At 59.6% G+C, this 25,550-nt stretch carries 28 protein-coding genes; 16 read left to right on the forward strand and 12 right to left on the reverse strand.

Features of this window, described 5'->3' with window-relative positions; genetic code table 11:
• Nucleotides 1-103: 103 nt before the first annotated feature.
• From LEPTO7104_RS0112260 to LEPTO7104_RS0112270, 3 genes are all read right to left on the reverse strand, one after another.
• Entirely contained in the window at nucleotides 104-1,030 is a 927-nt protein-coding gene (locus tag LEPTO7104_RS0112260; protein WP_017298871.1) for an FTR1 family iron permease, read from the reverse strand.
• Nucleotides 1,031-1,240: 210 nt separating this feature from the next.
• Nucleotides 1,241-2,029, reverse strand: a complete 789-nt coding sequence (locus LEPTO7104_RS0112265) for an anti-sigma factor (RefSeq protein ID WP_017298872.1) — start codon at nucleotides 2,027-2,029, stop codon at nucleotides 1,241-1,243.
• Between the two features lie 79 nt (nucleotides 2,030-2,108).
• A complete protein-coding gene (locus LEPTO7104_RS0112270; RefSeq protein ID WP_017298873.1) occupies nucleotides 2,109-2,696 on the reverse strand; it encodes a sigma-70 family RNA polymerase sigma factor in 588 nt (195 codons plus the stop codon).
• 167 nt (nucleotides 2,697-2,863) lie between these two features.
• Between LEPTO7104_RS0112270 and LEPTO7104_RS0112275 the strand changes: the two genes are divergently transcribed.
• Nucleotides 2,864-3,532: a ferritin-like domain-containing protein gene (locus LEPTO7104_RS0112275; RefSeq protein ID WP_017298874.1), complete on the forward strand. Its 669-nt coding sequence runs from the start codon at nucleotides 2,864-2,866 to the stop codon at nucleotides 3,530-3,532.
• A 132-nt stretch (nucleotides 3,533-3,664) separates the two neighbouring features.
• Here LEPTO7104_RS0112275 and LEPTO7104_RS36905 read toward each other — a convergent pair whose 3' ends face one another.
• Complete coding sequence (locus tag LEPTO7104_RS36905) at nucleotides 3,665-7,426, reverse strand: substrate-binding domain-containing protein (protein ID WP_017298875.1); 3,762 nt, start codon at nucleotides 7,424-7,426, stop codon at nucleotides 3,665-3,667.
• A 468-nt stretch (nucleotides 7,427-7,894) separates the two neighbouring features.
• On the opposite strand from LEPTO7104_RS36905, the gene LEPTO7104_RS41630 reads away from it, so the two are divergent.
• Nucleotides 7,895-8,062, forward strand: a complete 168-nt coding sequence (locus LEPTO7104_RS41630; RefSeq protein WP_225886972.1) for a hypothetical protein — start codon at nucleotides 7,895-7,897, stop codon at nucleotides 8,060-8,062.
• 89 nt (nucleotides 8,063-8,151) lie between these two features.
• Nucleotides 8,152-8,607: a hypothetical protein gene (locus LEPTO7104_RS0112290; RefSeq protein WP_017298877.1), complete on the forward strand. Its 456-nt coding sequence runs from the start codon at nucleotides 8,152-8,154 to the stop codon at nucleotides 8,605-8,607.
• Between the two features lie 2 nt (nucleotides 8,608-8,609).
• Here LEPTO7104_RS0112290 and LEPTO7104_RS0112295 read toward each other — a convergent pair whose 3' ends face one another.
• Together LEPTO7104_RS0112295 and LEPTO7104_RS0112300 are read right to left on the reverse strand one after the other, a co-directional pair.
• Entirely contained in the window at nucleotides 8,610-10,481 is a 1,872-nt protein-coding gene (locus tag LEPTO7104_RS0112295) for a serine/threonine-protein kinase (protein ID WP_026072631.1), read from the reverse strand.
• 35 nt (nucleotides 10,482-10,516) lie between these two features.
• Nucleotides 10,517-10,765 (reverse strand): Ycf34 family protein, encoded by a 249-nt coding sequence (locus LEPTO7104_RS0112300; RefSeq protein WP_017298879.1) that lies wholly within the window; start codon nucleotides 10,763-10,765, stop codon nucleotides 10,517-10,519.
• A gap of 307 nt (nucleotides 10,766-11,072) precedes the next feature.
• On the opposite strand from LEPTO7104_RS0112300, the gene LEPTO7104_RS0112305 reads away from it, so the two are divergent.
• Nucleotides 11,073-12,332, forward strand: a complete 1,260-nt coding sequence (locus LEPTO7104_RS0112305) for a tRNA nucleotidyltransferase/poly(A) polymerase-related protein (RefSeq protein WP_026072632.1) — start codon at nucleotides 11,073-11,075, stop codon at nucleotides 12,330-12,332.
• Nucleotides 12,333-12,346: 14 nt separating this feature from the next.
• Here LEPTO7104_RS0112305 and LEPTO7104_RS0112310 read toward each other — a convergent pair whose 3' ends face one another.
• On the reverse strand, nucleotides 12,347-13,003 hold the full coding sequence (locus tag LEPTO7104_RS0112310) for a hypothetical protein (protein ID WP_017298881.1): 657 nt from the start codon (nucleotides 13,001-13,003) through the stop codon (nucleotides 12,347-12,349).
• 361 nt (nucleotides 13,004-13,364) lie between these two features.
• Here LEPTO7104_RS0112310 and queF point away from each other — a divergent pair, with 361 nt between their 5' ends.
• The 3 genes from queF (at nucleotide 13,365) to LEPTO7104_RS0112325 (ending at nucleotide 15,540) form a co-directional block, all read left to right on the forward strand.
• The gene (gene queF / locus LEPTO7104_RS33630) at nucleotides 13,365-13,796 is read left to right on the forward strand and encodes a preQ(1) synthase (RefSeq protein ID WP_017298882.1); all 432 of its coding nucleotides are present in this window, start codon (nucleotides 13,365-13,367) and stop codon (nucleotides 13,794-13,796) included.
• Nucleotides 13,797-13,859: 63 nt separating this feature from the next.
• Entirely contained in the window at nucleotides 13,860-14,978 is a 1,119-nt protein-coding gene (locus LEPTO7104_RS0112320) for a geranylgeranyl reductase family protein (protein ID WP_017298883.1), read from the forward strand.
• 85 nt (nucleotides 14,979-15,063) lie between these two features.
• Nucleotides 15,064-15,540, forward strand: a complete 477-nt coding sequence (locus LEPTO7104_RS0112325) for a DUF4231 domain-containing protein (protein ID WP_017298884.1) — start codon at nucleotides 15,064-15,066, stop codon at nucleotides 15,538-15,540.
• An 88-nt stretch (nucleotides 15,541-15,628) separates the two neighbouring features.
• Here LEPTO7104_RS0112325 and LEPTO7104_RS0112330 read toward each other — a convergent pair whose 3' ends face one another.
• Together LEPTO7104_RS0112330 and LEPTO7104_RS0112335 are read right to left on the reverse strand one after the other, a co-directional pair.
• Nucleotides 15,629-16,366 (reverse strand): TIGR04283 family arsenosugar biosynthesis glycosyltransferase, encoded by a 738-nt coding sequence (locus LEPTO7104_RS0112330; protein ID WP_017298885.1) that lies wholly within the window; start codon nucleotides 16,364-16,366, stop codon nucleotides 15,629-15,631.
• Nucleotides 16,367-16,510: 144 nt separating this feature from the next.
• A complete protein-coding gene (locus tag LEPTO7104_RS0112335; protein WP_017298886.1) occupies nucleotides 16,511-17,200 on the reverse strand; it encodes a glycerophosphodiester phosphodiesterase family protein in 690 nt (229 codons plus the stop codon).
• 101 nt (nucleotides 17,201-17,301) lie between these two features.
• Here LEPTO7104_RS0112335 and LEPTO7104_RS0112340 point away from each other — a divergent pair, with 101 nt between their 5' ends.
• Both LEPTO7104_RS0112340 and LEPTO7104_RS0112345 read left to right on the forward strand, forming a co-directional pair.
• Nucleotides 17,302-18,012: a TIGR02466 family protein gene (locus LEPTO7104_RS0112340; protein WP_017298887.1), complete on the forward strand. Its 711-nt coding sequence runs from the start codon at nucleotides 17,302-17,304 to the stop codon at nucleotides 18,010-18,012.
• A 74-nt stretch (nucleotides 18,013-18,086) separates the two neighbouring features.
• On the forward strand, nucleotides 18,087-18,569 hold the full coding sequence (locus LEPTO7104_RS0112345; protein ID WP_017298888.1) for a GNAT family N-acetyltransferase: 483 nt from the start codon (nucleotides 18,087-18,089) through the stop codon (nucleotides 18,567-18,569).
• A gap of 66 nt (nucleotides 18,570-18,635) precedes the next feature.
• On the opposite strand, the gene LEPTO7104_RS0112350 is transcribed toward LEPTO7104_RS0112345, so the two are convergent.
• A complete protein-coding gene (locus LEPTO7104_RS0112350) occupies nucleotides 18,636-19,418 on the reverse strand; it encodes a nuclease-related domain-containing protein (RefSeq protein WP_026072635.1) in 783 nt (260 codons plus the stop codon).
• A 265-nt stretch (nucleotides 19,419-19,683) separates the two neighbouring features.
• On the opposite strand from LEPTO7104_RS0112350, the gene LEPTO7104_RS0112355 reads away from it, so the two are divergent.
• The 3 genes from LEPTO7104_RS0112355 to LEPTO7104_RS0112365 all read left to right on the forward strand — a co-directional run bounded on the left by LEPTO7104_RS0112355 (nucleotide 19,684) and on the right by LEPTO7104_RS0112365 (nucleotide 21,994).
• On the forward strand, nucleotides 19,684-21,048 hold the full coding sequence (locus LEPTO7104_RS0112355; RefSeq protein ID WP_017298890.1) for a GH1 family beta-glucosidase: 1,365 nt from the start codon (nucleotides 19,684-19,686) through the stop codon (nucleotides 21,046-21,048).
• 176 nt (nucleotides 21,049-21,224) lie between these two features.
• The gene (locus LEPTO7104_RS0112360; RefSeq protein WP_017298891.1) at nucleotides 21,225-21,569 is read left to right on the forward strand and encodes a hypothetical protein; all 345 of its coding nucleotides are present in this window, start codon (nucleotides 21,225-21,227) and stop codon (nucleotides 21,567-21,569) included.
• Nucleotides 21,566-21,994, forward strand: a complete 429-nt coding sequence (locus LEPTO7104_RS0112365) for an HNH endonuclease (RefSeq protein WP_017298892.1) — start codon at nucleotides 21,566-21,568, stop codon at nucleotides 21,992-21,994. The genes LEPTO7104_RS0112360 and LEPTO7104_RS0112365 overlap by 4 nt, the downstream gene beginning before the upstream one ends.
• Here the strand turns inward: LEPTO7104_RS0112365 and LEPTO7104_RS0112370 are convergent.
• Nucleotides 21,991-22,242 carry a hypothetical protein gene (locus LEPTO7104_RS0112370; RefSeq protein ID WP_017298893.1) on the reverse strand — a complete coding sequence of 84 codons (252 nt, stop codon included), beginning with the start codon at nucleotides 22,240-22,242 and terminating at the stop codon, nucleotides 21,991-21,993. The two genes, LEPTO7104_RS0112365 and LEPTO7104_RS0112370, sit on opposite strands and share 4 nt — an antisense overlap.
• 117 nt (nucleotides 22,243-22,359) lie before the next feature.
• Here LEPTO7104_RS0112370 and LEPTO7104_RS0112375 point away from each other — a divergent pair, with 117 nt between their 5' ends.
• The 4 genes from LEPTO7104_RS0112375 to LEPTO7104_RS0112390 all read left to right on the forward strand — a co-directional run bounded on the left by LEPTO7104_RS0112375 (nucleotide 22,360) and on the right by LEPTO7104_RS0112390 (nucleotide 25,225).
• Nucleotides 22,360-22,611, forward strand: coding sequence for a helix-turn-helix domain-containing protein (locus LEPTO7104_RS0112375; RefSeq protein ID WP_017298894.1), 252 nt, complete (start codon nucleotides 22,360-22,362; stop codon nucleotides 22,609-22,611).
• A 237-nt stretch (nucleotides 22,612-22,848) separates the two neighbouring features.
• The gene (locus LEPTO7104_RS38210; protein WP_071527226.1) at nucleotides 22,849-23,628 is read left to right on the forward strand and encodes a toll/interleukin-1 receptor domain-containing protein; all 780 of its coding nucleotides are present in this window, start codon (nucleotides 22,849-22,851) and stop codon (nucleotides 23,626-23,628) included.
• Nucleotides 23,629-23,742: 114 nt separating this feature from the next.
• On the forward strand, nucleotides 23,743-24,948 hold the full coding sequence (locus LEPTO7104_RS36910; protein WP_017298896.1) for a pentapeptide repeat-containing protein: 1,206 nt from the start codon (nucleotides 23,743-23,745) through the stop codon (nucleotides 24,946-24,948).
• Nucleotides 24,949-25,045: 97 nt separating this feature from the next.
• A complete protein-coding gene (locus LEPTO7104_RS0112390; RefSeq protein ID WP_155523612.1) occupies nucleotides 25,046-25,225 on the forward strand; it encodes a hypothetical protein in 180 nt (59 codons plus the stop codon).
• On the opposite strand, the gene LEPTO7104_RS0112395 is transcribed toward LEPTO7104_RS0112390, so the two are convergent.
• A complete protein-coding gene (locus LEPTO7104_RS0112395) occupies nucleotides 25,226-25,456 on the reverse strand; it encodes a ssr2422 family thylakoid membrane protein (RefSeq protein ID WP_017298898.1) in 231 nt (76 codons plus the stop codon).
• Nucleotides 25,457-25,550 lie beyond the last annotated feature (94 nt).

Below are 25,550 nucleotides of genomic sequence, written 5' to 3' on the forward strand. Positions count from 1 at the left end.
AGATGGGGGAGATGGGGGAGATGGGGGCGTGGGAGCGGGGAGCGTGGGGGCGTGGGGGAGGTGGGGAAGATAGGGGAAGAAATGGGGAGAGGGGGATGGGGGGTTAGGGGGTGGGGGCGGGTTTGGGGGTATTTGGGGAGGGTGGGTTGAGGCTGCGGAAGTAGGTGCTGCCGACGAGGGCTAGAAAGCCTAGATAGGCCAAAATTTGGACTAAATAGAGGTGATCGCGGTAGCCTAGCAGGGTTTTAAGCAAGATGCCGGGAAACTGGCGATCGGGCAGACTGCCGCTGCCATCCCACACCAGCGGGCCGAGGATGCAGGAGTTTTGGGCAAAGCAGAGGTCGGCCAGGGGGTTGATTTGGCTGATGGCGGCCAGGGCGGCATCTAGATTCTTAAACACCGAGATCACCAGGCCGCCCACAATCAGCAGCAGCAGCACTCCCATCACCTGAAAGAAGCGCTTGAGATTGATGCGCAGCCCCCAGCCAAACAGGGCCAGGCCAATGAGCACGGCCCCGAATACGCCTGCGATCGCACCCCCCACCGCCGCCAGACTGGCATCTACGTTAGTGAAGATAAACAGCACTGTCTCAAACCCCTCGCGCAGCACGGCAATGCAGACCAGGCTAAAGATGCTCCAGCCTGCGGTTTGGGTGTCGGTATCGTTGAGGGCAGAGCGCACGGTGCCCTCCAGCTCGCCCTTGAGACTGCGAGACTGGCGGGTCATCCACAGCAGCATCCAGCTCAGCATAATCACCGCGATCGCGCCAAACAGCACATTGAGCAGCGGCTTCACCACCATTTGCAGGCCCGGTAGCCCCTGCTGTAGCTGCTGTAGCCCCAGTCCCAGGGCAAAGCCCAGCATAACGCTGCCCGCTAAACCGGCCCCCACCCCGCCATAGGCCCAGGGATTGAGCACCTGGCGCTGGGCCTTGGCCAGGCAGGCCAGCACAATGCCAACCACCAGAGCAGCCTCTACCCCCTCGCGCAGGGTGATCAAAAACGTCGGCAGAGCAGCGGTAAAATCCATGCTTAGCGTAGATGAGGGAACGATTGCTATAGGTATTGTGTCAAACAACCACACCCTTTGCAGAAGGGATAAAGCCACTGCCAAAAGAAACGCCGCCCCACTCCCCCACCTCCCCCATCTCCCCCCACCCCATTACACCCCCCCACTCCCACGCCCCAACCCCATCACGCCCCCGCACTCCCACGCCCCCACGCCCCACGCCCCACGCCCCTACGACCGACTCTCCAACACCAGCGACCCCGCAGGCACAGGCGGATCCGAAGCTCGCTCAGCAGTCACTAGCATCTGCACCGGGCTCCTACCACAGGCGGCATCCGGCAAGGCCCATTGATTGGTGTCGTGGGTGGCATCGGGATTGAACTCACCGCAAAACACCGGATTGCCATCGGCCAAGGCCCACAGGCGGTAGACCTGATCGGCCCCCAGGGTGGGCAGGTCGGTGGTGACAATCAGCGCCGTCTGATCCTTCGGATCGACCACCAGGCGACCGCTGGCCTGGGTTTTGGAATCGGTGGCGGCCAGGGTGTAGAGCTGATTGGCGGGCTGGCTAAAGCTCGCTACCACCGCCTCGTTTTGCCGCAGAGCCAGGCGCAGGCGCTGGTTTTCTTGCAGGGTAAAGGCCAGGGCCAGGGCGGTGGCGGCCCAGCCCAGGGCCAGCCCCAGGCCGCCCCAGGGAAATCGGCGGCGGCCAATTTCGGGTGCTGGAACTGGGGCCAGAGCCACTTCTGGGGACGCTGCTGGAGCTGGGTCTGAACCTGGTTCAGGGGCGGCCTGCACGGCGGCCAGAATGCGATCGCGCACCTCCGGCGGTGGAGCCACGGGCGGCAGTACCGCAGGCAGGCTCTCCCAGGTGGTTTGCAGGGCCTCTAGCTCACTGGCGACCTCAGGATACTGCCCTAGCCACTGCTCTACCAGGGCGGCTTCGTCGTCGGTGACGTCGTTGAGCACGTACCCGGCTAGCAGCGATCGCCAGTCTTCAGGAAGGGGGGTTGGGTTCATCGGGACGGGGATGGGAGGTGGGCGTGTGGGGGTGTGGGGGCGTGGGGGCGTGGGGGGGTGGGGGAATGGGGGGTGGGGGTTAGTTGCGCTGGTGCTGGAGTAAGGCCCGGAGGCGGAGCAGGCCCTGGCGGCAGCGGGATTTAACGGTGCCGAGGGGAATGCCGAGCTGGGCGGCGATTTCGGACTGGCTGAGGCCCTGGAAGTAGGCGATCTCTAGCACCTCACGCTCGGTGAGGGGAAGCTGGTCGAGGGCATGGCGCAGGTGCTGCTGCTGTTCTTTGTGGGTGGCGTGGTCAAGGGGGTTGGGGACATGGGTAGAGGCCGCCGTAATGCGCTGAAACCGCTGCAAAATGTTGGCCCGTCCGCTGCTGACTCGCAGGCGATCGATAGCGCGGGAGCGGGTATAGGTAGCCAGGTAGCTGCCAATACTGCCCCGGTCGGGGTCGTACTGCCGTCGCTGCCAAAAATTGACAAACACCTCCTGGGTCAGGTCTTCGGCTTCGGCGGTGTTGCACAGCATTTTGAGAGCCAGGGTGTAGACCATGGAGGAGTAGCGATCGTAGAGGGTAGCGAGGGCATTGGTATCACCAGCCCACAGGCCATTGACCAGGTCGCGATCGCTCACCGGGTCAGTAGGCTGGGGGTCTGAGGCGGAAAATGGGGGCATTAGCTATCTGCCAGTGATACGAATCAGGGGGCGTCGTTGGATGGCCACAGAAAAAGACTGTCGACTCTGGGTAGGGGCCGATCATCCATTGGCTGGGGCTACTCGTATTGTGCCTGGTTCTTGGAAACAACAAGACCCGCCTAAGACGTTAGCGCAAAGGACACTCCATGAATAACGACCTAATGCCTTCAGATTCGCTGTTTTCAAAGTCTGGGGTTTCCCGGCGGCGGATTGTGGTTGGGGGAGCGATCGCAGGGTTGGCTGGCACCCTGGGCTTCTCGGCCATCACCAAAAACGCGGCCCAGGCAACCATGGACAACAGCGCCGCCGCCAACGATGTAGAAATTCTCAACGGTGCCCTCTACTACGAGCACCAGGCCATTTGGGCCTATAACACCGCCGCCGGTGGCCTGAGCGATACCGACGTGGGCAAAGCCGTTCTGGCCATTGCCCTGGCCAACCAGGCCGACCACATGGTGCACCGCGACACCCTATCTAAGGTGATTACCGATCTGGGCGGTCGCCCGGTGATGGCCAAAGATAGCTACGATCTGTCGTCCTACCTGGAGCGCGGCGATGGCGGCCTCGATTCCGATGTCAACATTGCCAAGCTGGCCCTGGCCCTCGAAACCGATGCCGCGATCGCCTACGCCACCGAAGTCTCGAAGCTTAAAACCCCAGAGCTGATCACCGCTGGGGCCACCATTGCCTCGGCAGAGGCCTCCCACGCCACCACCATTCGGGCGGCGTTTATCTCCCTGGGAGTCGATATTGCCTACGTGCCCGCGCCCTTTGTCAGCGCCGACACCCGCGAAGCCTGGGTGCTCAAGGTGTAGCCGCCATAGCCAAGTTGTTCTTGAAGTCGCCGCTCTAGATCGTCACATTCACAGACCGTCACATTCACGCCTGACTCAGCCCGGAGCATTGCTTCGGGCTTTTCTATGGGGCTGACTGGAGTTACAGGAGGGTCAGGGGGTGATGGCGGCCACCGCCGTCGATTGCGCGATTGCCTGCCAGCTGTCGGTGGTGCTGAGATAGCCCACTTCTACCACGTAGATGCGGTCCCATTCGGGGATGGGCAGGTACCAGTCTTGGGCAAAGTCGTCACGACAGCGCTGCTCGGCCACCGCCGAGGGCAGCGGCGACTGGGTAGCGCGGCCCGTCACATCGTAGAGACGCAGGGTCATAGTTTCGCCACCCTGGGCTTTGGCCTGGGCGCGATCGTCGCCGTCGATATGCCACACCGCATAGAAGCGATCGCCCTCGTGATCCACCGACAGGCGAATCCAGCTCTTGGCAGCCATGGCCGCAGGGGGATCGGTCTCGATCGCGGTCTCGACACTGGCGGGCATCACCCCAAAGCTGTCGGGCGAGCTGGGCGGAATGCTGGCCATCGCCGCCACCACCTCCGGCGGCAGGCCCTCTAGCCCAGAAGCGCCCTCAGCAACGGAGGTTTCGGGCGGTGGCGGAATGTAGTCGCCTGGCTCTAGCGCTACCGGCGGCGGCACGGGTACAGGGGCCGGGCGCAGCGGCGGCATCACACCAGCGGAATCGCTCGCCTCAGCATCGCCGGGGGGCAGGTCGCCGTCGGACAGTTCCGGCTGCCCCGTCCCTGGGGTAGACGGGGCACCCAGCTGCACCTGGCTGAGTAGCTCATCTTCCAGGGTGTCGGGGGGCAGGGGACCAGCGGTAATCCCATCGGCGGGCACCGGGCCTGGGGTAATTCCATCGGCAGGAAGCGGGCCAGCCGTAATTCCATCGGCGGGCACCGGGCCTGGGGTAATCCCATCGGCGGGCACCGGGCCTGGGGTAATCCCATCGGCGGGCACCGGGCCTGGGGTAATTGGCACCCCAGGGGAGATAGCCCCACCCGCTGAGGCGGCTTCGGCCTGGCCCGGCAGTCCAGCGGCTTCGGCGGCCAGGGCCGCAGGCACGTCATCGGCGCTGGGGCTGCTGGAGCCAGCCATGTCCACATCGGCGGAGGGGAGTCCCTGCACCATGTGCTGCAACTCCAGGGGCACATCGGGGTCGTAGTCTGGCCATGGCGCATATTCTGGGGGTACCACCCCCGGGGTACCTGCTTCCGGCCGCTCTGGGCGATCGCCGCCCAGGGCAGTAGCCTTGGCCAGACAGGCCTGGCCCTCGCTCTGGCGACCCATCTGAATCAGGGCCTGCCCCTTAGCAGCCCAGGCTGCCGCCGCCGTCTGGTCAAGCTCCAGGGCCGTGTCAAAGCAGAAAATGGCCTCTTCGTAGCGGCCCATATTGCTGAGCAGGCGACCTTTCCCAATCCAGGCCTCGATCACGCTGGTGTCGAGCTGGAGAGCGGCATTGTAGCTGTCCATGGCCTCATTGGCCTGGTTCAAGCGGGCCAGAGCGTCGCCCCGCTGGGCCTGGGCCTGGGCCGCAATGGCATTGATGCCCTGGGCCGGTATCCCCGTGGCGTCGGCCTTGCTGCGCTCCACTTCAGTGGCCTCCACGGCCTGGTTGAAGTAGATCAGGGCGGTATCGTAGCGGCCCTCCCGCATCAGCCGGCGACCCTCCGCCAAATCTATGCGGGCCTGCTCTAGCTTGCTGGGGGCTGTCTCCACCAGATATTCCCCTGCTTCGGGAACCAGCCCAGCCTCGGGGGGCAAACTCTCTCCGTCGGGCAGCGCCGGGTCTGGCGGCAGCGGGCCAGCGGTGATCGGCGGCTTGCTGCCCACCCCAGAGAAATCGATGTCCAGCCCAGGGCCTGGGGTCAGATCGGCCTCGGCGGTATCGAGGTCCACCGCATCGTCGTCGTCGTCGCGATCTTTGTCGCCAAACAGCGCCCCCACAATTCCGGCCAGCAGCAGCAGGGCCGGAATTGCCGCCAGCATCCACCAGGCGCTGGGCGGCAGGTTGCGAATCCGATCCCAAAGACTGCCCAGGTCAGTGGCTGACGTTTCGTCGGTGGCTTCGGATCCGCCATCGGCTCCAGAAACCACCTCACCCTGGTCGTTGAGTAGCTCCACCTGGCGATCGCTGCTCCCCACCACCAGCTGCCCCTCGGGGGTATAGCCCAGCGAAGCGGCGGGGGCCTTCAGCTGCATCGGCTCCGCCAAGCGCGCCGTCCCATCCGCCTGCCAGAGTTGCAGGGTGCCGTCCGCCCCTGCCGTGGCCAGGGTACTGCCGTCGGGGCTGTAGGCCACGGCGCTAACCGGGCCGTCGTGGGCATTAATAACATCGCCTCGGGGCTGAAGGGTTGCCCGATCCCAGTTGCGCACAGTTCCGTCGCCGCCAGTGGTGGTAATTACCTGGCCGTCGGGGCTGCTGGTAATTGCCGTCACCCCCCCCTGCTGGGCACTGGGAGCCTGCCCGGCAGCAGTGCCATCGGCATTCCAAAGGCCCAAACTACCGTCGCTGCTGCCGGTGATCAGCACCTGGCCTCCGGCGGGGTAGTGGAGGGCCTGCACCGGCCCGTTGGAGGCAGAAATAGGGTCGCCCAGGGGCGTGCCATCCGCCATGGACCAGCGCTCTACGGTGCCGTCGGCATGGCCGCTGGCCAGGGTTTGACCGTCGGGACTGAGGGCCAGAGCTAAAATTGGCCCGCCCTGCCCCACCATAGGTGCCCCCAGGGGGTTGCCGCTGCGATCCCAGCGGCGCAGGGTGCCATCGGCCCCGCTAGAGACCACGGTCTGCCCGTCGGGGCTAATGGCTACAGCGGAGACGGCCCCCCGGTGGGCATCGGCGATCGCGGTTTTCGTGGGGTTGCCCTGGGCATCTAGCCACTGAAGCTGGCCGTCCTCGGTGCCGCGCACCATAAAGCTGCCGTCGGGGGCCAGGGCCACACCGCCGGGTAGCTTGTTGGCCCCCACGGTCACGTTGGCGCTGGCGGTCTGCTTGGCCTGGGCCACGGCAGCCTGGCCCTCGTCGCTGGTGGCAAAGCCCAAAAAGGCCTCCACCGGCAGGCTGGGCTCGCCCCGGTAGATATAGTTGCGGGGCTGGGAGTAGGGATAGCGAGGGTCGTCGGGCAGGGCACCGTCCATGCTCACCGGGCGCACGGCATCCTGGTCTAGGACTTCAGAGGCGATCGCATAGCTAATTCCGTCTTTACCCAGTTCGCGCACCACCGCAGCAGTGTCGTCTTCGTCCACCTGCACGGCATTTTTGCCGGTTTCGAAGGGCTGCCCGCTAAAAATTTCGTAGTCGGCCAGGGCCAGCCGGGTATCGCTCTCGGCGGGGCGATCGATAAATCGGATGGGCGCGTCAGGGCCACCCAGCTCAGACCAGTTGGTAATCTCACCGCGAAAGATGGCCGCAAACTCCTCAAAGGTCAAGTCACCCCGAAACGGGTTATCGCGACCGACGATGATGGCAATTTTTTCCCGCGTGACCGGAATTGAGGTCAGGCTGGGGTCTTCTTCGGCGTCGCTCAGCCGCCGACCCAGGGCCGCCAGATCAATATTGCCGCCCCGCAGATCCTGGAGGGCCTGATCATCGCCAGTGGCCTCGTGCTTAACATCGGTATCGGGGTAGCGTTTCTCAAAGCCCTCGGCCAGGCTCTGATTGATCCCCTCCATCGACGGCGACCCATCGATGGAGAGCGTCGTACCGGGGGGCACAGTCTCCTGCAGGGCAAACGTAGGCGTGGGTTCCGCCGTCACCTGAGCCAATAGCCCTGGCTCAGACCTGAGCATGTTTAGGGGCAGCGCAGCGAGGGCGCTAAACAGTGCTAGCAGGGCCAGAGACGGCTTGGAAAGCTGATTCATGGCGGTACCCAGAAGTCAGTGAACAATCTGCTAAAGGATACACGCTAGGGCGGGGGGTGAGCGGTTTTTTTAGGCAGGGGGATGCGGGGATGCGGGGATGCGGGGATGCGGGGATGCGGGGATGCGGGGATGCGGGGATGCGGAAAGTTTTGGATGTTAGATTTTGGATTTCCCAAATTAATCCAAACTAAATTTACACCCCCCTACTCTCCCACGCCCCCACGCCCCCACGCCCCACGCCCCCGACGCCCCTACTCTCCCACGCCCCCCAAACAACCGCTAAATTAAGATCACCTAAGATCACCACCACTCCCCGCAAGCGCTATGAGCACTGCCGTTTTTCTGGTCGCTGGCCTCTTGGGCTTTGGCCTGTCATTTTGGCTCACCCAGCGATTACGGCGCTCCCCAAAATGGGGCCAGCCGGGGATGAAAACCACCCCAACGAGAAAATTACCGCAGGTACCCCTGATGATCCCAGCATCCTTCAACTCAGACGGGGCCGGGGCCGACCTCGATCGCCAGGTGTGCGACCTGATCGGCCAGGGCAGGCTGATCGACGCCATTAAACAGGTGCGAGAAAGCCAGGGCTGTAGTCTGGCCGACGCCAGGGCCTACGTCACCGAGCGGCTGCCCTAGCTCCCGGCGATCGCCATCCCCTACCCCCGGCCCCCGGCAAATCGCGATAAGCTGATAAAGGCTCAATTTTGCTTATCCACAGGCGACCTATGGCACTACGTGGGATCTTCACCGCTCTTTTAATTGCGGCCCTCTGGCTGCTCAGCGGGGTCGGGCTAACGGCCCAGGCGCTGACCCCCATCGACTTAGCCGACATCAGCTACGCCCCCTGCCCACCCGAATATGCCGACGGCATGGTCGCCGCTGGTTCCATTCAGGAGGCCAACTGTTTTTTAATCACGGGCACGGCCATCAACCGCACCGGCAAGCCCGTTATCGATGCCGATATTTTTGGCCGCATTTTTGACGCCAACGACAACCCGGTCATGCAAAACCGGGGTCGTCTGGGCGGCATTGCGGAGGTTCCCCCCGGCGAGAGTCCCTTTGAGCTGCGTATCTCGGTGGCAGCCAACCAGCCCGAACCACTGAAGCTCAAGCAGTTTAAGGCCTCAGGGTTTAGCTCCACCGTGCGCAAATATTCCGTCACCCCCTCGGCTCAGCAGTAGCGCTAGAGACACCAGAAGCGGATTGTTTCGTCGGCGCTGGTGCTGACTACCATGCGGCTGTCGGGGGTAAAGGCAAGAGCGCGCACGGCCCAGGCGTGGCGGAGGGGCGGAGCGGGGCTTTGGCCCTGCAAATTGATCAGGCTGAGGTGGCCGTTTTCGGCCCCGATCGCCAGCCAGTCACCACTGGGGCTAATCGCCAGCGCGGTGACAGGGCTGGGGGATTTGTGAATTACTAGCCCCTCGTCGGGGTTGGCGGCACTCCACACCTGCACCTGACCCGCCTGATCGCCGCTGACGATGCGGCCATCGTCGGGGTGACAGGCTAGGGCCGTAATAGCGGCGGTGGGTGCCGTCAGGGTGCGCGTGAGGCGACCAGAGGGCAACGACCAGAGGCGAAGGGTGCGATCGCGCCCCCCGCTCACCAGCAGATTTCCCGCCCTATCCACCCCCAGGGCTGTCACCTGGTCCTGGTGGTGCACCAGGGTTTTGGGCGTATTCCCCCTGGCCCAAGCTTCCTGATTTAGAGGCAGTAGATAGATCCGTCCGTCGCCGCTGCCCACCGCCACACTGTCGCCGGGGGGGAGAACGAGCAGGGCCGAAATCTGCCAGCCCGACACCGGCAATTTTTCCCCGCTGTAGTCGGCTAAATTCCACAGAAGGAGCTGGCCGTCTTCGCCGCCGCTGAGGACCGCATCTCCACTGGCGGTAAACACCACTGCCCTAGCCGCGCCGCGATGGCCCACGCCGAGCATCCCCAGGGATTTACGAAAGCTGTGGATGGACTCGCCGTTGGTGCAGTTCCACAGCCGCACCGAACCATCGGAGCAGGCCGCAGCGATCGCCCGTCCGCTGGGGCTAATCGCCAGCCCGTTGGCCATCACCCCCGCCAGGCTGAGGGCAAACCGCTGCTGCCAAAGCGGCGCTGGGGCCTCCAGGATCATCGGGGGCTGAGCCGAACCCTGGGGCGCTACGGCACCACCCTCCAGGGCCAGACCGCTCCAGCGCAAATCCGCCAGCACCTGCTGGGCGGTGGCGTAGCGCTCGCTCAAGCGGCGGTTGACCATGCGATCGAGCACCCGTCCCAGTGGCGGACTCACGGGATTCGTTAGGTAGGAGCGCCACACCCAGGCATCGTCGCCGACGGAATACAGGTCGAAGGGGTGCAGCCCGGTGAGCAGGTGCAGGCAGGTCACCCCCAGGCTAAAAATATCGCTGGCAAAGACGGCCTTGCCCAGGGCTTGCTCCGGGGCGGCATAGCCCGCGCTGCCGATCACCGTGGCGGTGCGCTTGAGCTGTGCGGGGTCGGCGATGGCCTTGGCCGCGCCAAAATCAACCAGCGCTAGGGGTTGAGGAGCCGGGGGCGCAATAATGTTGGCGGGCTTGATGTCGCGGTGAATGACGCCGTGGTCGTGAATGTAGGCCAGCACCGGCAGCAGCTCGTAGAGCACCCGATGCACCAGGGCCTCACCGCCCAGGTCGGGGGATTGCTGAAGCAGCTGATCGAGGTTGGGGCCAGGGACATAGGCCTGCACCAAAAACTGGCCCTGGGCATTGTCGATCACAGCCAGCAGGGCCGGAATTTGGGGATGCTGACCCAGGGTAGCCAGGCGATCGGCCTCGCGGTGGAAGCGATCGCGCCCCTCGGCACGATCTTTCCCCAGGGCAAGGGTCATCTGCTTGACCACGCAAACTGGCTGGGAATCGCTGCCCTCATCCACTGCCAGATAGGTGCGGCCAAAACCGCCCTGCCCCAGAGGGCGCTGGCAGCGGTAGCGATCGGCCACCCGCAGCGGCTGACCGCAGGCGGCACAGACCAGCGCAGCCGCTGCATTGTCAGGCCGGGGGCAGGCGGGGTTAACGCACAGAGTAGTCAAGCGGCGCACTCACCTACCCATTCACCCATCTACTCCTAAGTAGGCACCAGCTCGCCGGGGCGCAGCTTGGCCCACTTGCCCTGTTCTTCAACAAAGCTGTCGCAGCCCACCACGTCAAACTCCTTTTCAACCACGTCGCCAACTACGCGGAGGTTGGCATTGATGGTGGGATTCACCGCTTCAAAGCTGGGGGAGTCGGTCAAATGTACCTGTTCGTGCAGCTCTTCTACGGCATGGTAGGTGGTGCAGCGATCGACGTAGTGGCAGTTCACACAAATGCACATGGCACGCCCCCAGCAGGAACACAATCAGGTCAAGGCCGCTATCCCCAGTTTAGTCAGCCCTGGACTAGCCAGCCGTCATGCTTTGGGCTGAAAGGGTTTCTAACGGCAAAGGGGATGCGTTTTCTGGTAGTCTAGCTCAAGTTTTTTGAATGTCCCGGGCGGCCCAGCCCAGATGTTGCAAAATGAAAACCTTCTCCAGGTTTTCGGCTGTTCTCTGCGGGGCCAGGGTGTCAAGACTAAAAAACCCTGTTGTAATGAAATAAATGAGGGTTCATTGAATCCAACGCTATCACCAATCTCCCTTGCAGTGGCTACTGAACAATCGGCGCTTTCGCCAAAAACCTGGCCCTTTAGCGTGTCGCTACTGCCGCAGCAAGCCTACCTGGTGGGGGGAAGTGTCAGGGACGCACTGCTGCGTCGTCAGGCCGATTATTTAGACCTCGATTTCGTGCTGCCGGAGCGGGCGATCGCCACCGCCCAGGGCATTGCTAAGCAATACGGCGCAGGCTTTGTGGTGCTCGACGCCGACCACCAGATTGCTCGGGTGGTGTTTGCCAACGCCACCGTAGACTTTGCCCAGCAGGTGGGGCCAACCATTTACTCCGACCTGCATCGGCGCGACTTTACTATTAATGCGATCGCCTACAGTCCCCACAGCGAAACCCTGCTCGACCCCCTCGACGGTTGCGCCGACCTGGCCCGCAAAACCCTCTGCATGGTCGCCGCCGAAAACCTGGAGGATGACCCCCTGCGGCTGCTGCGGGCCTACCGCCAAGCGGCCCAGCTGGGCTTTAGTCTCGACTCCAGCACCCAGCAAACCATTCGCGCCCTGGCCCCGGCCCTGGGGCAGATGGCCGCTGAGCGGGTGCGCGGCGAGCTAGACTGCCTGCTCAGCCTGCCCGAGGGATCGGCCCTGCTGGAGCTGGCCTGGCAGGACGGTCTGCTGCAAGCCTGGCTGCCCGAAGTCGATCGCTCCCACCTGGAGCATCTGGCCACCATCGACCAGCTGGCGGCCCAGTACCACGAGCGCTGGCCCGAGTTTTCCCGGCTGCTGCACAGCTGGATCAAAGAACAAACCACCCCGGGCCTGCACCGCAGCTGGCTCAAGGCCACCAAGCTCAGCCAGCTGCTGCCCCCCGATCTGTCCAGCGCCGAGGCGACCCTGGCGAAGCTCAAGTACAGCCGCGCCGAGCAGCAGGCGGTGGTGAGCATTCTCAAGGGCTGGCAGTACCTGCACCTGCACCAGGGAGCTACCCCGCTGCCCCCCGGCCAGCAGTATCAGCTGTTCAAAATTGCGGGGGCAGGGTTTTGCAGCGTGGCCCTGCTGAGCCTGGCCCATGGGGTGCCCGAGGCGCTGGTGCTGCCGCTGATTCAGCGCTACCTCACCCCCCACGACCCCGTGGCTCATCCCCAACCCCTGATAACCGGAAAAGACCTGGTGCAGGGGCTTGCCCTTAAACCAGGTCCCAAAATTGGTGAGCTGCTAGAGGCCGTGCATCTGGCCCAGGCCGAGGGGCTGGTGGGCAGCCGCGCCGAAGCCCTAGGGTGGATTAAGCAGCAGCTCTAGCCCCCGCTTGGAGCCTAGCTACCGGGGGTAGCGGCGGGGGCGTCTAGCGCACCTTCAACGGAGCTTTCGCCGTCGGGAGTATCAACTGCGGCCTCGCCGGGCATTTTGGGAGCGGCGTCTTCACCCACGGTTTCGAGGTCGGCGGGGGTTTCCAGTTCGGCGTTAGATTCCTCGGCGGTGGGTTCCTCGGCGGTAGAGTCTTCAGGGGCAGCTTCAGAAGCGGCGGCGGGTTCGGCCGACTCAGTCGCCTCTTCGGTCACAACCCCAGGAGTGGCAGCTTCGATCGCCGCTTCCCGCTCGGCCTTAAATTCAGAATCGATCGCGTTGACATCTACGGCGGGGCCAGCATCGGGGGTGGCGGCTTCGATCGCCGCTTCCCGCTCGGCTTCGAGTTCAGCGTCGATGGCATTGACGTCTACGGCGGGGCCAGCGTCGGGGGTAGCGGCTTCGATCGCCGCTTCCCGCTGGGCCTTAAATTCGGCGTCGATGGCGTTGACATCGACGGTGGGAGAGGGGGTAGGGGTGGGGGTTTCGGTTTCGGCGGCGGCTTCGGTGCTGGCGGGCATAGCCTCAGCGCTGGAATCGTCGGCGCGGGCGGCGGGCAGGCTCAGGGCCATGCTGGCGAGGGTGAGGCTGCCGACGGCGAGGGCAAGCTTACGGTAAATCGTCATAAATTGTCTCCTGAAAAAGCGTCTTCCGATGGGCGCTGGGGCAGTGCTACATGAGTAATACGGGCACTACCGCCAACGCTTGGTGAACTTATCACGGGGGCCTGGCCAGGGCCAACGGTGTTAAGCAAGAAGTATGAAGTTTTGGTAAAGCGATTGGAATACCTTTGGTTAAGCCCGGTTTCGGGAACTTTGCAGCAAGTCTTGGCATCTATAGGCGATTTGGTTGGGCCACTGCGATGGGGCAACCGTGATGGGGCAACCGTGAAAAACGCTACATTACCGAATAGGGATTGGCCCCGCCGAGAGGCGCGGGCGATCGCCCCTTTCCCCTGACTCACCGCTGCAAACTCTAGCTAAGCCCATGACCACTGCCCCAGCTCCAACCTCCCAGTACGGCGATCGCGCCATTCTCCAGGCCAGCGTAGATCCGCTGGAGAAGTGGCCCAACCCCTCGGAAAACGTCTACACCATCCACCTGGAACACCCGGAATTTACGGCCCTCTGCCCGCGATCGGGCTATCCCGACTTTGGCACCATTGTGGTGGACTACTGCCCCGGGCCGTGGGTGGTGGAGCTAAAGGCCTTTAAGCTCTATATCAATAGCTTCCGCGACCAGCGCATCAGCCACGAGACGGTGGCGAACCAGATTGCCGATCGCCTGTGGAATGAGCTACAGCCCCGGGGCTTGCGGGTGGTCGGCGACTACACCCGGCGGGGCGGCGTGAAGACCGTAGTTACGGTAAAAAAAGGGAATTGTGACGATTTTGAGCCCTATACCCCCAATTTGCTCTAACATTTCCCAAATAATCCAAGCTCCTGCCCATCTACCGACCCGAGAACCCATGCCCGAGAACCCATGTACGACGTAATTGTGGTGGGGGCTGGCCCCGCCGGATCCGCCGCCGCCTACCACCTGGCCAGGTACGGGCACTCGGTGCTGCTGCTAGAAAAAGATGCCCTACCGCGCTACAAACCCTGTAGCGGCGCGGTTTCGCCCAGCGTGGCCGAGTTCTTTGACTTTGACTTTGCCCCGGCGATCGATCGCCCCCTGCGGCGGGTGCGCTACACCTACAAGCTGGGCGACCCAATTGAGGCCGAACTCACCACCACCGACCCGATCTGGATGGTAAAGCGGGAGGTGTTTGACCATTTCCTGGTGCAGCAGGCCCAGGGCCAGGGGGCAGAGCTAAAGGATGGCACGGCAGTCACTGGCGTCGAGAATAAGGGCGACTGCTGGCAGGTTTCCACCACCGCCGGAACCCTGGAAGCCGCCTACCTGGTGGCCGCCGATGGGGCCAAGGGGCCAATGGCAACGTGGCTGGGCTTTCCTGTGGTGCCGCTGCGCATGGCCAGCGTTTTGGAAGTACCGGCCCCGGTGGGCAACGACTGCGCCATCAACTTTGAGTTTGGCCTAGTCAAGCAGGGCTGCGCCTGGAACTTCCCCAAGGGGAATAGCTACTCGATTGGGGCGGCGGCATTCTTGGGCCAGGGGACAGCCGACTACCGTAAGGTTCTGGAAAACTATAGCCAGTCCTTTGGCGTCAGCCTTGACCAGGGTGTGCTCTACAGCCACCCGCTCAAACTGTGGGACGGCAACCATCCCCTGCACGCTCACCGGGCGGTGCTGGTGGGGGAAGCCGCCGCCATTGTCGATCCCCTCAGCGCCGAAGGCATTCGCCCCGGCATGATCAGCGGCGTGCGGGCCGCCGAGGCCATCCACGCCGCTCTGGGTGGCGATTCGGAGGCGTTAGCCACCTACACCACCACCATGCACACCACCTGGGGCGAAGACATGCCCTGGGCCAAGCGCATTGCCGGGCTGTTCTTTCGGGTGCCGGGAATTGGCTACCGGGTGGGCATTAAGCGGCCCACCGCCACCCAGCGCCTGGGGCAGATTTTGGCCGGTGAGGTGCGCTACGCCGACATTGCAGGCCGCGTGATGAAGCGCCTGAGCGGCGGCTTGCTGTCGGGTTAGCGGTGCTGAGGGAACTACCGCTTCTGAGTTTTAGTCCGCCTTTATGGAATGATCCGTAGGGAACATCCACAGCGATGGCGTAATTATGGAGCGATACAATCCGCTGTCAACTGCCGAGACCTTTGAGGAAAGGCGACAGCAGGCTCTGCGTCAGTGCGACCACCTGATTCAGGATTTTTCTAAACGGGCCGATCGCCACAAGCTTCGATTTCAGAGGCTGCAAACCGTCAGCATTGGCCTGGCCGTTGGCACCACGATTGTATCGGCTCTGTCGGCCAGTAAGGTGTTTGGCCAGCTGGATTGGCTGGTCCTATCGATTAGCGGCTTGGCCACTCTGGCAACTACCTTGCTCAGCCAAACCAACGCTCAAAAAATGTGGGTTCAATCGCGCAATATTTCCCAGAGCTTTCAGGTCGAGCTGTTTTTGTATCTTCAGGACGGTGGAGAGTACGCCGACGTGCAGGACGATGCAGCGCGGCTGAAGCTATTTTCAAAGCGGCTGATGGAAGTCTGGTCCCAGGCTCAGGAAAACTGGTCCCAGCAGGCAACGTCCGGCAAGTAGTGGGCGCGGGTCAGCCGTGAGGCCTGGAGAGCACGCACTTCGGTAAGACAACTGCATAGGCGCGGGCTGCGGCGCTGCTCAGCCCGCGCTAGGAGCGGAGTTTGCCAAGGTGGCGATACCACTGCGCCAGCCAGTGGGGGTTAACGCCGAGCAGGTAGCCGATCACCATGACCTGGTTGGCCAGGGTGGTGCGCAAAATGCCCAGTCGGCGCCAGCGGCGATCGCTCGTTACCACCGCCGCCGGGGCGATCGCCACGCGTCCCAGCTTTCGCAGCCGCCGCACCAGCTCAAAGTCTTCCATCATCGGCAGGTCAGGGAAGCCGCCGAGCCGGTGAAAGGTTTCTGCCCTTAGAAAAATTCCCTGGTCGCCGTAGGGCATTTGCAGCAGGCGCGATCGCACCTTGACCCCCCATTCCACCCAGCGCAGCCCGCGCCTGGGGCTGTCGATCGCCAGCGTAAAGGCCCCGGCAACAACGCCAGGCTGGGCCAGGATCTGGCGAATCGCCTGGTCAAACCCCTCGGGCGGGCGGGTGTCGGCGTGGAGAAAGAGCAAAATAGAGCCTTTGGCGACCCTGGCCCCCTGGTTTTGCTGGCGCGATCGCCCCGGCGTAGATTTGACCACCCTGGCACCCCTGGCCTGGGCCACCTCAGCGGTGCCATCGGTACTGCCCCCGTCTACCACCACCACCTCCACCGGGGCGGCGGCGCAGATAGCCCCTAGCACAGCGGGCAATTGCCCCGCTTCATTCAGCGCGGGAATCACGATGGTAATCGTGGGTGTCTGCCACTCGGCCCCAGCCCATCGACCTTCAACAGAGGGGGGCATACCACAACACCAGCGAGCGTCTCGATAATTTACCCAACCCGCTGCCGGGGCGCATGAGGGGCGACTTAATGTTCACTGAGAAATATGTTCACTGAGAAATATGTTCACTGAGAAAGGGCCACTCAAACGGGGGACAGGGTGAAGCTAAAACGGGTCAAAAATGTAGTTGTCGGCATGCTGGAGGGCGCGATCGCAGTCCACCGGGCTGCGCACCGTCCAGGCCAGCAGGGGCACGTTGAAGTAGCGGCGGGCCAGGGTCGTCGGCAGCGTCGGCAGCGCCTTCACATTGTAGGCAATGAACTGGGGCGCGCTGGCCCAGGTGAGCAGCAGATTGCTGCGCAAAAACTGCTGCGGCTTGCTGGCCAGCTGGCCGCGCAAAATCTCTGGCGCCTGGTGCCGAAACCACTGGAGCGATCGCGGGTTGAACGACTGCACCGCAAACTGGCCCCCGTAGCCCGCCAGGGTTTTTAGCAGCGCCTGCTCTGGGCGGCCAACCTTCTTCTCGTTTTTAAGCTCAATCAGCAGCGGCACCCGGCCCTCAACGCAGGCCAAAACCTCAGCCAGCGAGGGAATGAACTGGTCGGTATCGTAGAGCCGAAGCTGCCGGAGGGTGTCGAGGCTTTGCTCGGCGAGGCGGCCTTTTTTGCCCGTCAGGCGCTTCAGGTCGCGATCGTGAAACACCACCAGGTGGCCATCGGCCAGCAGCTGCACATCCAGCTCGATGGGGTGGCAGGCCGCGATCGCCGCCTCAAACGCCGCCAGCGAATTTTCGGGCACCGCTGTCCCTCGATGCAGCCCCCGATGGGCAATGGGTCGGGTCGTAATCCACTCCATCGCTGGCCTCATCTACCCTGCTAAGCTGAGCTATATTCCACAGCGGTCGAGCCGCAAGACTTCACAGTACGGCCTAGCCCTGCCCCTCGCCAACCCCAACCATGCCCCTCGACACCTGGTTTCCCCTCGCCATTTACTACGACGACCTGCCCAACGCGGCCCAGCACAAAGCCGCCCTCACCGAGGCCATTCTGGACTTAGAGGCCAGCGGCAGCGAACCCCGCAACTTTCCCGAAATGGCCTGGACGGGCGACCTGCACGGCGTCGAAAAGGTTCACGCCGACTCCCGCTTTAGCTGGGTCGTCGCCCAGGTCGAAACCCACGTGGCGATCTACCTACAGGAACTCGGCCTCGACCTCAGCCAGGTCGATCTCTACATTCAGCGGGCCTGGCCCGTGATCTCGCGCCCCCAGCAGGAGGTGGGCGACCACTGCCACAACACCGCCCACATCAGCGCCGTGTACTACGTCGCCGTGCCCGAGTCGGGCACCGACACCGCCGGATGCCTGACCTTTTTTGACGACGCCCGCCCCAACGAAGTCAGCCCCGGCCTGGGCAGCGAAAACACTGATATTGTCGCCACCTGGAACTACCTCAACCAGGATCAGGCCCTCTACCTGCCCACCGAGGGGCGGCTGATTATCTTCCCCGCCAAGCAGCGCCACGGGGTAACGCCCAACCACAGCGGCGATCTGCGCCTGTCGCTGTCGTTTGATATTGTGCTCACCGCTGCCCCCGGTCAGGCCGCCGGAGCCTATGAATTTCTGATGCCGCCGCCCACCCAGTGGCAGCGGTTTGGCCCTACGCCCTAGCCGCGAGTCGCGATTTTCAACCGCTGGGTTTTTCAGAACAGGAAATATGGGGCAATTAACCAGAGACAAGTGCCATGAAAATTCGCGAAGATGACCTGACCGGCCCGCAGATTGTTGCCCTGCTGCGCGAACATCTCGACCACATGCGCGAGATTACGCCCCCCGGCAGCGTTCACGCGCTGGATTTGGATCGACTGCGCCGGTCGTTGATTGCCCCTGAGGGGAAAACGCCCGAAATTACCTTCTGGACCGCCTGGGACGGCGAAGACCTGCTGGGCTGCGGCGCGCTGAAAGAACTCGACACCGCCACGGGCGAAATCAAATCGATGCGTACGCCCACCATTCACCGCCGCCGGGGCATTGCCTCCAAAATGTTGGCCCACATCATGGCCGTCGCCAAACAGCGCGGCTATACCCACCTGTATTTGGAAACCGGGGCTTTCCCAGCCTTTGCGCCCGCCCGCGCCCTGTACGCCCGCTACGGCTTTGAGCCCTGCGGCCCCTTTGCCGACTACACCGACGACCCCAACAGCGCGTTTATGGCAAAAAGACTTTAGATCTGGCGCAAAAAGACTATTCACGGAGGTGACTACGGTTTCGGCATCGACCTAGCGAATACCGAATCAAGATGTCCGAATGTAGCGAGATAGGTGGTAAGCCGCAAGCTTTACATCTTCTAAAGCAATCCGCTGTGGCTCATTGTCAATAAATGTAGGTAACGCCTTTGGGTTGAGTACCCAGAGGTCAGCAGCCCCTTTTGCCTTGGTTGACTCAACGAACCAGCCGGGATACACCACCACTGGTTTGACCGCAAAGGACTTGCCGGTGCTTTCCTTCAAAACTTCTCTAACCCAATAGGCTTGGGCCTTGGCTTGTTCAACGGCATTACGCTCCATCAGCTGTCCATTGACCTTGATAGTCTCACCATCGAAGTGAATAGCGGATTTTCCAGACGACGGTTTGCTGTAGGTTTTGGTTTCGATCGTGAAAATGCCGCGATCGCAAATCACCACATGATCGACGTTGAAGCCCTTGCCCACAATGTCGTGGAAGACGCGATAGCCTTTTTCTCTTAAATCTGACAGGTACTGGCCCACCGCTTTCTCTCCGTCGCGAGCCATTCTCAATCGTCTGAGCTTTAATCGCAATCGATAGAGCCTGTAGAAGGCATAACTCGAAATAGGAATGGCCGCGATGAGGGCTCCTAAAGGCTGTGGCGGAGTGTTACTTACCGCTCGCCACCACTCATAGCCGGTAAAGATAATTGGCAACAACAACATGGCTATCCATGTGTTGAGATCCTCATCCCACAGGCGCTGTAGCTCTTCATCGAGGGACTGGCCTGGATTCCGCAAGGGCTTATCTTTGAGGGGAGATATCCGTTGCTTGCGGGCGTTTAGTTTCATAGTGGATCGGCCTTGGGGACATGCTGAGAGTATGCCCTGCATAAATCACGCCGAAGACACGTGTAGGGTTGTGGTGGTAGTACTTGCAGTTTAGGTAATAAGGTTATGAGGCTATGTCCCGCTTAGATGCTTTAAGCGCGATCGCATGCCCGTGTTGTTATAGCCAATCAGCTTGCCCGACCGCCTCAAACACACAGCCACGGTTATCGAGAGCAAGCCGCCTTCGTTGAGTACCGTTGCAGACAAAGACACTTAGGACGAGGCTATGGTCTACGCATTTCCGCCGGGGTTTCAGTGGGGGGTCGCCACCGCGTCGTACCAGATTGAGGGGGCTGCCGATACCCGTGGCCCCAGCGTGTGGGATACCTTTAGCCAGACCCCAGGGCGGGTGCTGCATGGCGATACTGGGGCGATCGCCTGCGACCACCTCCACCGCTACCGCGACGACATCGCCCTGATGGCGGAGCTGGGCGTGCGCCACTACCGTTTCAGCCTCTCCTGGCCCCGCATCATCCCCGAGGGGCGCGGCGCAGTGAGTGAGGCTGGGCTGGCTTTCTATAGCGAGCTGGTCGATACCCTGCTGGAGTTTGGCATTACCCCCCACATCACCCTGTTCCACTGGGATAGCCCCCAGGCGCTCGAAGACAAGTACGGCTCCTGGCGCAGTCGCCAGATGGCCCAGGACTTTGCCGACTATGCGGCGATCGCGGTCAAGTCGCTGGGCGATCGCGTCACCCACTGGATGACCCTGAACGAAATTTTCTGCTTTACCCACCTGGGCTACGGGGTGAACAGAGTGCCCGAAATGGCCCCCGGCACCGTGGTCAACACCGCTAAGGAAGTCTGGCAGACCTCCCACCACGCCCTGCTGGCCCATGGCCTGGGTTGTCAGGCCATTCGCGCCGCCTCGCCCCAGCCCTGCCAGGTGGCGCTGGTGGATAACTACCTCGCCACCGTGCCGCTGACCGATACTCCTGAAGACATCGCCGCCGCCCAGGCCGCCTTCCCGCTGGCGGGCACCAACGGCGGCATTCTCTACCCGGCCCTGACGGGCGAGTACAGTCCTGAACTGCTCGAAGATCTGGGAGAACAAGCCCCAGACATTCAACCCGGCGACCTGGAGGTGATTCATCAGCCGCTCGATTCCCTGGGCTTCAATGTTTATACCGGAGTCTATGTACGCGCCGCCGATAATGACCGAGGTTTTGAGCTACTACCCTTTCCCCAGGGATACCCACGGATGCACATGCCCTGGCTGCATGTCATGCCCGACAGCCTCTACTGGGGGATACGCCACATTAGCGAAACGCTCAACCGCCCCGAACTAGGCATCTTCATCAGCGAGAACGGCTGCGCTGCCCAGGATGAAATCACGTCTGCTGGGGACGTGCTGGATCTAGATCGCATTCAGTACCTTCAGCAGTATTTGCGATCGGCCCACCGCGCCGTGCAGGAGGGCTACCCACTGATGGGTTACTTTCTGTGGAGCTTTTTGGATAACTTTGAATGGGCCTACGGGCGCGATCGCCGCTTTGGCATCACCTATATCGACTTCGCTACCCAGCAGCGCATCCCTAAAGCCAGCTTCCACTGGTACAACCGCTGCGTAGAAGAGAATCGGATAGTGTAGCCTGCAAAGATTGGACAAACTCCCATAGCCAGTGGGTAAGGGCTACTTTGGCTCAGTACCGCAGCCATGTGGTCAAGCTGGCGCTACCAAAAGGGCTCACTTTGCCTAGAGATAACTGGCACTAGCTAAAATTAGCTTGATGCTAAGCTAATTTTAGCTAGTCAGCGGAGTCAGCTATGGTTCAGGATGTACGCTTCTTAACCGATGAATCAGGCGAAAGAGTAGCTGTGTTGCTAGATTTGGCAACCTACCAACAGCTGATGGCTAGCAACAATGACCCTGAGTTGCTCACAAGTCTAAATAGCCATGAGCTAACCGCCTTGGCAGAAAGCGCCCTGTCCCTGGAGACCCAAGCCCATCTCACAGATTTGCTAGAACGCAATACAGAAGGGCAACTTTTAACGAACGAGCTGGCTGACCTCGATCAACTTTTGGCCCAGGTTGATTATCTCAATATTCTCAAAGCCAGAGCTCGCTACACGCTAGAACATTCGAGCCAAATTGATGCTCTAGCCTCGTGAGTGCCTATATTTCTAGCGCTCTACAGAGGCAGATTCGCGATCGCTTTGCCAACTGCTGCGCCTACTGCCGCACCGCAGAGGCATTGACTGTCACTACGTTTGAGTTTGAGCACATTGTGCCACTCTCCGCCGATGGTACTACCGATTTTGAGAACCTTTGCCTGGCTTGCCCCACCTGCAATCGCCATAAGGCCAACCGCCAAACGGCAATAGACCCAGAAAGCCAGGCCGTTGCCCCACTTTTTCATCCCCAGCAGCAAAGCTGGAGTGACCACTTTGCCTGGAATGCCGATACCACTGAAATTATTGGGTTGACAGCGATCGGGCGAGCTACGGTAGCCATGCTGAAGATGAATCGCCCCCAAATGTCTCGGGTGCGAAGAATGTGGGTCAAGCTGGGTGAGCACCCACCCGAAATTGGCTAGTACCGCAGCCATTTGGTGAGCACACGCATAGGTCTGCCGGTTTTGGGGTCGATCTGCGGTTTACTCCAGGCCCTGGCTTCGGCAAAGCCGAGGCGATGGAGAATTTTGACCACCATGTCGATGCCAGCAGCGGAGCCGATGACGGTGATGAGAATGGGTTCACGCGCTTCGGCAGGCTCAGTGCTAGGAGGCTTAACGGAAGGCGGGGCAGTATAGATTTCGGCGTTGGGAATAAATTCTTCAGACATAAGAGCAGGATGACGAGTACGACAATGTGAACAAGTATGCTCACATTCAGAACTATACATGATGTGGACAAGTGTGTTCACATTTACGCTCTCATCGTCCCCTGACATGATTGGGGCATGGGAAAGGCAGGGCGAGTTTTAAAGCAGGTCTTAGAGACCTACGGCATCAGTCAAAACAAGCTTGCGGTCACGATGGGGATTGAGCGCACGGTAGTTTACCGTTGGACCCATGATCGTACAGACCCAGTAGGCGACACGATTACGTCAATTACTTCAGCGCTCAACCAACTCAACCCTAAAGCAGCTCAAGAGTTTGTAGACTTGTACCTGGGTGAGATCGTTCAAAATGACAGTGAGCTTTTGGAGTAGATAATAACAAGTGAGGAAAGAATGAAGCATTAAAGCCTCAATACCCCGATTGACTGACAAAACTCCTGAACACTTTATTTAAGATAAGTCAGCTACACTAGTGCACCTTTCAACCCATTGCAAAACTGTCCATTTTGAGAAATCTAGTAGCAGCAATTCTTTACATGACAAATGAACTGGCTTCCTATATACAGCTAGCATATTCAAGAAAAACCTTCTGTGCTGCTTAATTAAAGTATGACTACTCAACCCCTTAGCCTTTTCATCTCATACTCCCATCGAGACGAAGCTCTAAAGCAAGAACTAGAGGAACATCTGGCCTTGCTTAAGCGCCAAAACTTAATTCAGACTTGGCATGACGGACAGATTGAGGCAGGTACAGAATGGAATGCTCAAATTCTTGATGCTCTAGATAGCGCTAACATCATTTTGTTATTAATTAGCTCTAGGTTTATAAGCTCAGATTTCTGCTATGGCCAGGAAATGCAGCGAGCAATGCAACGTCACCAAAGTGGCGATGCTAGAGTCGTTCCTATTATTCTGACGCCTACAGATTGGGCAGGAGCACCATTTGACAAGCTGCAAGTATTACCAAAACATGGTAAGCCAGTTGTAGAATGGTCAAGCCATGATGCAGCCTTTCTGGATGTGGTAAGGGGTATTCGCAGAGTAATAGAATCTCTCTCTTCCCCAGAAAAAGCTAAATCAAACAAATGGGATGATTCTGCCCGATCGCAATACCTTCCAATTTCTCCAATTCAAACCGAGCGTTCAATATCTGCTGAAAATCGTATTCAGTTTTATAGAGAGCTTGCTTCTTTGCCAGAACCACAGTTTGAGCAGGTTTTGTTTGCGTTGAATCCACCTGCGGGTAATGTGCCTCGTTCTTCAGCATCTCAAGCTAGCCGAGTAATTTCACTTTTACAATGGGCAGAGAGTCCTGTTGGCCCTGGACTTTCTGAAGTGAACAATGTCTTACATCAGGTTATAGGAAGAGCAGAGAATAATTCAAGCTAGCTCTTGAGTTATCAATATCAAGATGAATTCATTATTTGCGCATTTTTCTAGAGAGATCAACTACCCAAAGTCTTTTTGGGAAATAAACTATTATTCCAAAAGGCGCTTCCGAGAATGACAAAGGGCAATGGATTTTATACATCATTGGCATTGATTACCTTTGTGATCATCATCGCCTTCAGCAATTTTTCTGGGGTTTACATTTGCGTTTCAAGTCGGTTAAATCTAGATACATGTACTCTGCTTGGGAAGTCCATTTGGGAATGGCTTGAACTCCTGATTGCACCTGCTGCATTAGCTATTCTAGGGATTCTTTCGAGTGAGTACTTTAGCAATCAGGCAAAAAGAAGAGAGGATAGAGAGAAGGAGGAACAAGAGGTTCGTTTAGAGCAAGAGAAAAAGCTTGCACAAGACAAAGAAAGACAAGGAGTTCTAAAGGACTACTTTGAAAAAATTACTCAGCGGCTTTTAGATGAAGCTTGGCCATTGAAATATGCGGTTTGGAAGGAGGCTGACGATGGAACGATAGAAAATGAAAAGAGAAAAAAGCTTGTTGCTGTAACCCGTGCTATGACTCTTGCAATCTTGAGAGAACTTGACGGAACCCGTAAAGCTTCAGTAGTAAAGTTTCTCAAAGAGACAGGCGCTCTACAGTACATATCTTTGAGCTCAGCAGATCTAAGTCAAGCAGATCTTCGATACTTAGACCTTCAAGGGATTGATATGAAGAGAGTCGATTTGAGCGAAGCAAATCTGAGTGACTCGAACATAAGCGGTGCTAATCTCGATGAGGCGAACTTAAAGTCAACTATTTTTAGTGGTGGTACTTTGAGAGCTAGCCTCAATAGAGCTGACCTGAGTGATGCTGATCTTAGAGGCGCAAATCTCAATGGTGCTGAACTCAACGGAGCAACTCTCACAGGAACTATCCTCGGCAACGCTAATCTAACAAAAGCTTCACTTGAGAAAGCTTATCTAGTTGGAACCGATTTGACTGGTGCTGCTTTAGTAGGAGCAAGAGGTATAGCAGCGACTTTTACAAAAGCTTTACTTATTGAGACTGACCTTAGTGAATCTGATCTTGCAAAAGCAGACTTTAGCTCAGCCAACCTTCAAAGAGCCATTCTTAGTAGATCTAATCTTGAGGGAGCTAATTTTAGCGGTGCAGATATTAGAGGTGCTTATCTTAGTAGAGCCAATCTCAAAGACACAGATCTTCTGAATATTCAATGGGATAATAATACTTTCTGGCCTGATAACGCCGAGATGGTTAATGCTAAAAACATTCCAGTGTCTCTAAGAAAACATTTAGGCATCTAGCAAGTAAGAAAACCTCTATTGAGTGTAGTTGTAGCGATATAAAAATCCTTTATATCTCTTTGCTAATAACGTATTGTTTGAAGTGTTAGGTTTTGGGTTGCCTAAGATTAGGGAAACATACTGCATCGGCACCCTCAAGCAGCCGATGCTGACGTTGTGCGTGCTGGAGGGCGATCGATACCCTGAAGCACCTGCTTTTGATAGCGATCGCCTTCAATTGCTTACCTTCCCCAGCCTCAGCCTGACCGCTGGCCAAGTCTTTGCGGCGGGTCAGTAGCTATCGACCCAGCACCGTTGAGACAATTACCGTTACGGTGGCGGCGGCAATCAGGCTAAAGGCCAATTGCACAACCCACTGGGTCGCCTTCTGGTAATTATCGAACTTCTGGTTAAATTCGTTATTTTTTTGGTTAGCCTGCTCAACCTCCTGGCGCAGCTCTCGCACTTCTTCGAGAATTTGCTGTGCCTGAGTCGGGTTAGCGTTGAGATCGTCAGCGGCTTGGGCCATGGCAATGCAACAGGTTAACTTTCTCTATACTACTCATGCTCGCCAATGGCGAGGCTAGCATAGGTCGATCCTCATTTACTTGAGAGCATTAACT

Source organism: Nodosilinea nodulosa PCC 7104, from assembly GCF_000309385.1.
Classification (GTDB): Bacteria; Cyanobacteriota; Cyanobacteriia; order Phormidesmidales; family Phormidesmidaceae; genus Nodosilinea; species Nodosilinea nodulosa.

Excerpts from the sequence above, each read along its gene's own strand:
- LEPTO7104_RS38210 (WP_071527226.1), top strand. The coding sequence starts at position 22,849 with ATGACTACTCAACCCCTTAGCCTTTTCATCTCATACTCCCATCGAGAC.
- LEPTO7104_RS41630 (WP_225886972.1), top strand. The coding sequence starts at position 7,895 with ATGATCCCAGCATCCTTCAACTCAGACGGGGCCGGGGCCGACCTCGAT.
- LEPTO7104_RS0112375 (WP_017298894.1), top strand. The coding sequence starts at position 22,360 with ATGGGAAAGGCAGGGCGAGTTTTAAAGCAGGTCTTAGAGACCTACGGC.
- LEPTO7104_RS0112320 (WP_017298883.1), top strand. The coding sequence starts at position 13,860 with ATGTACGACGTAATTGTGGTGGGGGCTGGCCCCGCCGGATCCGCCGCC.
- LEPTO7104_RS0112290 (WP_017298877.1), top strand. The coding sequence starts at position 8,152 with ATGGCACTACGTGGGATCTTCACCGCTCTTTTAATTGCGGCCCTCTGG.
- LEPTO7104_RS0112310 (WP_017298881.1), bottom strand. The coding sequence starts at position 13,003 with ATGACGATTTACCGTAAGCTTGCCCTCGCCGTCGGCAGCCTCACCCTC.
- LEPTO7104_RS36910 (WP_017298896.1), top strand. The coding sequence starts at position 23,743 with ATGACAAAGGGCAATGGATTTTATACATCATTGGCATTGATTACCTTT.
- LEPTO7104_RS0112350 (WP_026072635.1), bottom strand. The coding sequence starts at position 19,418 with ATGAAACTAAACGCCCGCAAGCAACGGATATCTCCCCTCAAAGATAAG.
- LEPTO7104_RS0112270 (WP_017298873.1), bottom strand. The coding sequence starts at position 2,696 with ATGCCCCCATTTTCCGCCTCAGACCCCCAGCCTACTGACCCGGTGAGC.
- LEPTO7104_RS0112360 (WP_017298891.1), top strand. The coding sequence starts at position 21,225 with ATGGTTCAGGATGTACGCTTCTTAACCGATGAATCAGGCGAAAGAGTA.
- LEPTO7104_RS36905 (WP_017298875.1), bottom strand. The coding sequence starts at position 7,426 with ATGAATCAGCTTTCCAAGCCGTCTCTGGCCCTGCTAGCACTGTTTAGC.
- LEPTO7104_RS0112370 (WP_017298893.1), bottom strand. The coding sequence starts at position 22,242 with ATGTCTGAAGAATTTATTCCCAACGCCGAAATCTATACTGCCCCGCCT.
- LEPTO7104_RS0112355 (WP_017298890.1), top strand. The coding sequence starts at position 19,684 with ATGGTCTACGCATTTCCGCCGGGGTTTCAGTGGGGGGTCGCCACCGCG.
- LEPTO7104_RS0112265 (WP_017298872.1), bottom strand. The coding sequence starts at position 2,029 with ATGAACCCAACCCCCCTTCCTGAAGACTGGCGATCGCTGCTAGCCGGG.
- LEPTO7104_RS0112395 (WP_017298898.1), bottom strand. The coding sequence starts at position 25,456 with ATGGCCCAAGCCGCTGACGATCTCAACGCTAACCCGACTCAGGCACAG.
- LEPTO7104_RS0112300 (WP_017298879.1), bottom strand. The coding sequence starts at position 10,765 with ATGTGCATTTGTGTGAACTGCCACTACGTCGATCGCTGCACCACCTAC.
- LEPTO7104_RS0112345 (WP_017298888.1), top strand. The coding sequence starts at position 18,087 with ATGAAAATTCGCGAAGATGACCTGACCGGCCCGCAGATTGTTGCCCTG.
- LEPTO7104_RS0112325 (WP_017298884.1), top strand. The coding sequence starts at position 15,064 with ATGGAGCGATACAATCCGCTGTCAACTGCCGAGACCTTTGAGGAAAGG.
- LEPTO7104_RS0112335 (WP_017298886.1), bottom strand. The coding sequence starts at position 17,200 with ATGGAGTGGATTACGACCCGACCCATTGCCCATCGGGGGCTGCATCGA.
- LEPTO7104_RS0112260 (WP_017298871.1), bottom strand. The coding sequence starts at position 1,030 with ATGGATTTTACCGCTGCTCTGCCGACGTTTTTGATCACCCTGCGCGAG.
- LEPTO7104_RS0112275 (WP_017298874.1), top strand. The coding sequence starts at position 2,864 with ATGAATAACGACCTAATGCCTTCAGATTCGCTGTTTTCAAAGTCTGGG.
- LEPTO7104_RS0112340 (WP_017298887.1), top strand. The coding sequence starts at position 17,302 with ATGCCCCTCGACACCTGGTTTCCCCTCGCCATTTACTACGACGACCTG.
- queF (WP_017298882.1), top strand. The coding sequence starts at position 13,365 with ATGACCACTGCCCCAGCTCCAACCTCCCAGTACGGCGATCGCGCCATT.
- LEPTO7104_RS0112330 (WP_017298885.1), bottom strand. The coding sequence starts at position 16,366 with ATGCCCCCCTCTGTTGAAGGTCGATGGGCTGGGGCCGAGTGGCAGACA.